The organism is Protofrankia sp. Cr1 (assembly GCF_963555865.1).
Taxonomy (GTDB): domain Bacteria; phylum Actinomycetota; class Actinomycetes; order Frankiales; family Frankiaceae; genus Protofrankia.
Genome location: NZ_CAUVXO010000391.1, coordinates 3304 through 5285, shown reverse-complemented (window position 1 = coordinate 5285; position 1982 = coordinate 3304). Strand labels below are relative to the sequence as shown.

The following is a 1982-nucleotide window of genomic DNA, read 5'->3' as shown; positions in this document are numbered from 1 at the left end:
ACCTGGACCTGACGTCGTCACCGACACCGACGGTGTTTCCGACGGACAGTGCGACGGCGACGGCCAGCGCCAACCCGTTCAGTAACTCGATCATTCCAGCGAATTTTCCGTTCCCGGACGGATCGACCCACGTAATCTCCAACAGCAAGCCCACCGACGCATCGATCAGCTTGAAGGGAGTGACCCCGGCCGCGGCGGCGGACTTCTACCGAAAGGCCCTGCCCGGCATCGGTTACAAACTCTTCCAGCAGTCCGCGTCCGACGGACGAATCAAGGTTACTTTTTCCGGGCACAGCCAGAGCGTCGAGATCCTCGCGGGCGGCACCACCTCACCCAATCTCATCGTGATCGTATTTACCCAATGCAGCACCGCCGTGCAGGGGGCGGCGATTCCGACGCGTCGAAGTGACCGGGTCGCGTGCCAGTGAGAATGCCCGGTTTCACACGGTCACAGCGCGACCGGCCCGAGCGTCGGCAACGTGGGCCACGCGGATGACACGATTTACCGGTACCGGCTGCATACCGGCATCGCCGTAGCGGTCGGTGTAGTCCTGATGAGTGGAAGGTTGCCATCTTCCACTCGTGCCGGCGCGCTGGGCCGCGCGGCCAGTCGGGCAGCCGGCCGGGCGGTCAGCCGAGCAGCACGACCACGCCGATGAGCAGGACCATCTTGGCGATGATCGCGATCTCGGCGGCGCGGCCGGACACCTGATGAATTCCGGCGGCGTCCAGCAGATGGGGAACTGCCATCCGCACCCGCGGCCAGAGCGTCAGCACTATACCGGTGCCGGCCGCGGCGACCAGGGTCCGAGCGGTCGCGGACCCAGGGGCGAGCACGCCGGTGATCGCGGTCGCCGCGACGACCGCGACGGCTTTGATTCCGGCGAAGCCGGTGATTACCGTCCCGATCCGCAACAGAACCACGGCAACGACTCCAGCCACAAAGATTGACACAAGAGCCGTGGCCGCGGTGTCGGGGTCAACCCGTACCTCGGCGAGCCGGACCATGTGTACTCCAGGTGCAGCCTGGTCGAGTCGTGCGAACCACAGCGAAACTGCCGTGAGCAGGGCGACGACCGCCTCCACCAACCGCAACACCACCAGGGCGGATGCGAGCATGACCAACCTACGTCCCCGGCGGTGGCCGAATCGGAAATTCGACACGGTCGGTTGATGTGCGCCCGACGGTGCCGGTGCGGATGGATTCTCGAGCGTCATCACGTGCGCTCCTTCCCGATGGCCTTCGCTGTCATCGGCAGGATGCTCCGCGATCATGTGGACCAGGTGAGAGCAGGATCGGAAACAGTCAGGCCGACAGCGGCTGCTCGCGGGCGCAGGATCCACCACGGTGGCCGATTGGTCACGTGTCGGGGCGGGGTTCCCGCGCGACTTATGGACCGTCGCGGCCGGCTGAGATGCCGTTTCATAACGGAACGTGATATCGAAGGTGTGCCCGCCGGGTGGAGCCGTGCGACACGGACCTCACGGCGCGGATGCTCGAGCATCGGATCTTCCGATCGGTGGCAGCGTGTTACAAGGCAGGCCGGGCAGTCGCAGCTGTGGCAGGTACCTACCGGAGGTGGAAAACCCGATATGGCAGAGCGGAAAACGCAACGGAATGTCGAAGACTGGGCACACGACCTTCCCGCCGGCTTCATCGAGTGCCGCACCATGGGCCATCGGTGGGAACCGCACACCGCAGCGTGGGACAAAGAAGCCAGGGCATACCATGTCGCGCATGAGTGTGACCGTTGTGGGACCCAGCGCAAGGCCTGGTGGAGTAGAACGGGAGAAATCTCCTCGGCCTCTTACAGCTATCCCGACGGCTATCTCGACGAAAGACGTCGGTTACATCGGCGCCGCCGGGCGGGGTGTACTGCGCACGGAATACCTGACCCGCGTCTTCAGCGGCAGCGTCGACAGCGCCAACGGCAAGAAGTCGCCATCGTGACCCCGCCACGCCAGCCGGCGTCGTCAGCGGG

General features: G+C 65.1%; 2 protein-coding genes. One reads left to right on the top strand and one right to left on the bottom strand.

Annotated features, from left to right (window positions below; all coding sequences use genetic code 11):
• On the top strand, positions 1-428 hold a 428-nt coding region (locus U9980_RS22095; RefSeq protein WP_322769682.1), incomplete at its 5' end, for a hypothetical protein.
• A gap of 202 nt (positions 429-630) precedes the next feature.
• Here the strand turns inward: U9980_RS22095 and U9980_RS22090 are convergent.
• Entirely contained in the window at positions 631-1119 is a 489-nt protein-coding gene (locus U9980_RS22090; protein ID WP_322769681.1) for a histidine kinase, read from the bottom strand.
• Positions 1120-1982: the final 863 nt, after the last annotated feature.